The organism is Pantoea wallisii, assembly GCF_002095485.1.
GTDB lineage: Bacteria > Pseudomonadota > Gammaproteobacteria > Enterobacterales > Enterobacteriaceae > Pantoea > Pantoea wallisii.
In genome coordinates this window covers 1-4,412 of the sequence record NZ_MLFS01000110.1, presented here as the reverse complement: position 1 = coordinate 4,412, position 4,412 = coordinate 1, and the positions used below count along the sequence as shown (strand labels likewise).

Here is a 4,412-nt window from a genome sequence, read left to right as displayed (position 1 = left end):
TCTGTACCCTGGTAAATTTCCCAACTAAAATCGCGAAACATCCCACTCGTATCAATCTGATCAGGTAAACTACGGCCAGTTTAATCAGTAAAAGGCCGTGAAATGTCCAGCCCTGACACATCGTTAAAAGCATTCAATACCCTTGGTCTCGAGATAAATGCGCAAGCAGTTGTTATCGCCGATACAGCTGAAAAGATTGTTGCTGCCTGGAACACCAGTCAGAAGCAGCATCAGCCTTTTCTGGTTCTGGGTGAAGGAAGCAACGTCCTTTTTCTTGAAAACTTTGCCGGGAGCGTGATCGTTAATGCTATCAAAGGCATCGTCATTGAAGAGCAGGATGAGGCGTGGCATTTACACGTGGGCGCTGGCGAAAACTGGCATCGACTGGTTGAACACACTCTAAAAAAAGGTATTCCCGGACTGGAAAACCTGGCACTCATTCCAGGCATGACGGGTTCAGCACCGATTCAGAACATTGGCGCTTATGGCGTAGAGTTAAAAGATGTTTGTCATTACGTTGATGTTTTGCATCTGACCAGTGGTAAAACAGCACGTTTGCACCGGGATGAGTGTCATTTCGGTTATCGCGACAGCTATTTAAGCATGTACTAAAAGATGATTATGTCATCGTTGCCGTGGGCTTACGTCTGAAAAAACAGTGGAACCCGGTATTAAGCTATGGCGATCTGGCAAAACTCAACCCTGCAACGGTTAGTGCCTGGGACGTGTTCAATGCAGTCTGCCATATGCGTCAGAGTAAACTGCCCGACCCCCGAATCACGGGCAATGTAGGCAGCTTCTTCAAGAATCCGCTGATCACTAGCCAGCAGAGCACGTTGCTGCTGTCACAATGGCCAACCATGCCGCACTATCCGCAGGTGAATGGTGAGGTCAAACTGGCGGCTGGCTGGCTTATCGATCAGTGTGACCTGAAAGGGTTTCGCGTCGGTGGGGCGGCAGTGCATCGTCAGCAAGCGTTAGTATTAATAAATGAAGATAACGCAACGCCGCAGGATATTATCGGGCTGGCGCATCATGTACGTCATCGTGTGGGCGAAAAGTTTAATGTATGGCTGGAGCCGGAAGTGCGCTTTATCGGCGCGCAGGGCGAACGCAATGCCGTTGAGGTGATTTCATGAAGGACCAAAGCGTACCTTTAAAACTGGTTGCCCTGCTGGCAGATGGAGAGTTTCACTCTGGCGAACAGCTGGGAGAAGCGCTGGGCATGAGCCGCGCAGCCATCAATAAGCATATCCAGACCCTTAAGAGCTGGGGGCTGGATGTCTATACCGTAACAGGTAAAGGTTATAGCCTACCTGCGCCAGTTCAGCTCCTGGATGAAAACGCCATCCTGGCGCACTTACATCAGGCAAATCTGGCCGTAATACCGGTAATTGATTCGACAAACCAGCATTTGCTGGATCGTATGGATCAGCTGAGCTCAGGTTATGCGTGTATCGCAGAGTACCAGCAGGCCGGGCGCGGTCGTCGCGGTCGTAAATGGTTCTCTCCTTTTGGTGCCAATCTTTATATGTCGATGTACTGGCGTCTGGAGCAGGGGCCGGCTGCCGCTATGGGACTAAGTCTGGTGATTGGGATTGTTATGGCAGAGGTCATTCAGTCTCTTGGTGCACCAGACGTGCGCGTGAAATGGCCTAACGATCTCTATTTACACGATCGTAAACTTGCAGGCATTTTAGTTGAACTGACGGGTAAAACCGGCGATGCCGCGCAGATAGTAATTGGGGCGGGTATAAACCTGATGATGCGTACGGAAGGTACCGCAGAGATTAATCAGGGCTGGATTAATCTGCAGGAAGCAGGTATTAAAATCGATCGTAATGAGCTGGCGGCTAAAATGATAAATAGCCTGCGCGAAGCATTACCGCTATTTGAACGCGATGGTCTGGCGCCGTTTATTCAACGCTGGCAGGCACTGGATAATTTCATTAATCGTCCGGTTAAATTGTTGATAGGCGATCGCGAAGTACAGGGTATTGCACGCGGTATTGATCAGCAAGGCGGACTTTTGCTGGAACAAAATGGTGAAATTAAATCCTGGGTTGGGGGTGAGATCTCGTTGCGCCCCGGGTCATAAACGATCTTTACACATATCAGATCCTGATAAAGATGATCAGGAGTAAAGATCTCGCCAGGGAGTGGTTACTTTAAGTCTATGGTCAGTCAATACAGCTTTGTGACCTGTAATGACTGACAATAAATCCTATTCCGGCAGTATTACTCTCGTTATCACATGTAATAATGAGGATGATTTTGTCAGAAAGAGAGAGGCTGCTGTATCTACAATCGGCAGCTTTTTTTAGCTAAATCCAGTGACAAAAAGTCCCTTTATTTGCGCAGCCGAACGCTCTGTACCGCATGATCTGCTGACTTCGTCATGATCAGGCTGGCACGCTCGCGCGTTGGCAAAATATTTTCTTTCAGGTTGAGCCAATTAATCTCTTGCCACAATCCTCGGGCAATATTCACCGCTTCTTCTTCCGGCAATTGTGAATAGTGATGGAAATAGGAGTCGGGATCGCTGAATGCGCCTTCACGGAATTTAAGGAAGCGGTTAATGTACCACCGCTCCAGCAGAGTTTCCGGTGCGTCGACATAAATCGAAAAATCGACAAAGTCCGAGACGAACACATGGTGAGGATCGTGGGGATAATCCATACCACTCTGAAGCACGTTAAGACCTTCAAGAATAAGTATATCCGGTTGCTGAACAATTTTGTCGCCATCAGGGATGACGTCATAGATAAGATGAGAATAGACCGGAGCTGTTACCTGACTGGCACCGGATTTCAATTCTGAGACGAAATTAACGAGGCGATGCATATCGTAAGATTGCGGAAAGCCTTTCTTTTTCATCAGACCACGCTCTTTCAGCACCGCATTCGGATGCAGAAAACCATCGGTAGTAATCAGCTCGACCTTGCGGTGTTCCGGCCAACGACTAAGCAGCGCCTGTAATACACGAGCGGTGGTGCTTTTGCCTACGGCGACGCTGCCGGCAATGCTGATAATATAGGGAATCTTCTGTCCGTTAGTACCGAGGAACTGCTCAAGTACTGCCTGGCGGCGCAGGTTTGAGCTGATATAGAAGTTCAGCAGACGAGAGAGCGGCAGATAGATCTCAGCCACTTCCTCAAGAGAAAGGTCTTCATTAATCCCACGCAAACGTTCAATTTCGCCTTCGGCCAGAGTCATTGGCACAGAATCGCGCAGGCTTGCCCATTGCTGGCGATCAAACTGCAGATAGGGCGTTGTCAGTGGCGTTGTTTTTTTACTCATAAGAATGCATCTGACCGTAAGTTCTGGCTCATCAACGCCTTGCAGCAACAGGCATGCAGCGATGTGTCGAGCGCAGAAACACGTCACAGGGGTATTTTAACGAGAACAATGGGCAGGAGGGTAACACCAGTGCGACTTTAAAAAGAAGCAAAATGATTAAGCTAAGCGCGCTTTCGTAAGCCTGCCCGCATTTTTATTGTTGCCCGGTAGCGTACCGCAACCTTTTCTGCTGCGCTTACCAGCAAAGTTAGCCAATGCCTCTTATACAGTAAGTCACTCATCTCAACCGTATAGCGCAAATCATTTAGCTGCGAATGGAAAGAAAGACAGGCCGCCCTGATGTAAAAATGCACTGGAGTTGCATGAATTTGCTACAACTGACAGCAAGTTTGCGACGATTTGCACAAATAGTAAGCGATAGCGCAAATTTAATGATTTTTTTGTTGCATCCCGCAGCCAGTCTTCCTAGAATGCGCGTCACTTGATGCCGGCTTAGCTCAGTTGGTAGAGCAACTGACTTGTAATCAGTAGGTCACCAGTTCGATTCCGGTAGCCGGCACCATCAAGTAGGTGGGATTCCCGAGCGGCCAAAGGGAGCAGACTGTAAATCTGCCGTCACAGACTTCGAAGGTTCGAATCCTTCTCCCACCACCATCCTGACTTTCTGGTCGGGCGTCAGATAAGGAAACTTTCTGACGGGTGAGTTCAACTCTCTCACCTTCGAATTCAGATTACGTATTAGCGTAATCACCGTCAGTCAGAAGCTCTGACTGGCTCGAGTAATAGAAGGTCTTCTTTTATTATTCATAAGCTACAGAAAGAACAGGTAGCCGAGTTCCAGGATGCGGGCATCGTATAATGGCTATTACCTCAGCCTTCCAAGCTGATGATGCGGGTTCGATTCCCGCTGCCCGCTCCAGATGTGCTGATATGGCTCAGTTGGTAGAGCGCACCCTTGGTAAGGGTGAGGTCCCCAGTTCGACTCTGGGTATCAGCACCACTTCCTTTATCTCTCTCCTGATTCTCTCTCTGTAAAACTAACATCAGGCTTTGCCTGGTCGATGTGACGATATCTTCGATATATCCGTGTCTTAGAGGGACAAGCGATGGCT

Annotated in this window: 2 protein-coding genes, 4 tRNA genes and 1 pseudogene; 6 read left to right on the top strand and 1 reads right to left on the bottom strand. The window is 48.7% G+C overall.

The genetic code is table 11. The annotated features are described in order from the left end of the window. The first annotated feature begins 102 nt into the window (after nucleotides 1-102). A pseudogene (gene murB / locus HA48_RS21665) lies at nucleotides 103-1,139 on the top strand (UDP-N-acetylmuramate dehydrogenase). Beyond that, nucleotides 1,136-2,098 carry a bifunctional biotin--[acetyl-CoA-carboxylase] ligase/biotin operon repressor BirA gene (birA, locus tag HA48_RS21660; protein WP_128603152.1) on the top strand — a complete coding sequence of 321 codons (963 nt, stop codon included), beginning with the start codon at nucleotides 1,136-1,138 and terminating at the stop codon, nucleotides 2,096-2,098. The pseudogene murB and the gene birA overlap by 4 nt, the downstream one beginning before the upstream one ends. A gap of 251 nt (nucleotides 2,099-2,349) precedes the next feature. On the opposite strand, the gene coaA is transcribed toward birA, so the two are convergent. Further along, nucleotides 2,350-3,300 (bottom strand): type I pantothenate kinase, encoded by a 951-nt coding sequence (gene coaA / locus HA48_RS21655; protein WP_128603151.1) that lies wholly within the window; start codon nucleotides 3,298-3,300, stop codon nucleotides 2,350-2,352. Nucleotides 3,301-3,786: 486 nt separating this feature from the next. Here coaA and HA48_RS21650 point away from each other — a divergent pair. The 4 genes from HA48_RS21650 to HA48_RS21635 all read left to right on the top strand — a co-directional run bounded on the left by HA48_RS21650 (nucleotide 3,787) and on the right by HA48_RS21635 (nucleotide 4,300). After that, nucleotides 3,787-3,862, top strand: a tRNA-Thr gene (locus HA48_RS21650). A 7-nt stretch (nucleotides 3,863-3,869) separates the two neighbouring features. Continuing rightward, nucleotides 3,870-3,954 (top strand) — tRNA-Tyr (locus HA48_RS21645). 190 nt (nucleotides 3,955-4,144) lie between these two features. Next, nucleotides 4,145-4,219 (top strand) — tRNA-Gly (locus tag HA48_RS21640). A 5-nt stretch (nucleotides 4,220-4,224) separates the two neighbouring features. Further along, nucleotides 4,225-4,300, top strand: a tRNA-Thr gene (locus HA48_RS21635). Nucleotides 4,301-4,412 lie beyond the last annotated feature (112 nt).

Excerpts from the sequence above, each read along its gene's own strand:
- birA (WP_128603152.1), top strand. The coding sequence starts at position 1,136 with ATGAAGGACCAAAGCGTACCTTTAAAACTGGTTGCCCTGCTGGCAGAT.
- coaA (WP_128603151.1), bottom strand. The coding sequence starts at position 3,300 with ATGAGTAAAAAAACAACGCCACTGACAACGCCCTATCTGCAGTTTGAT.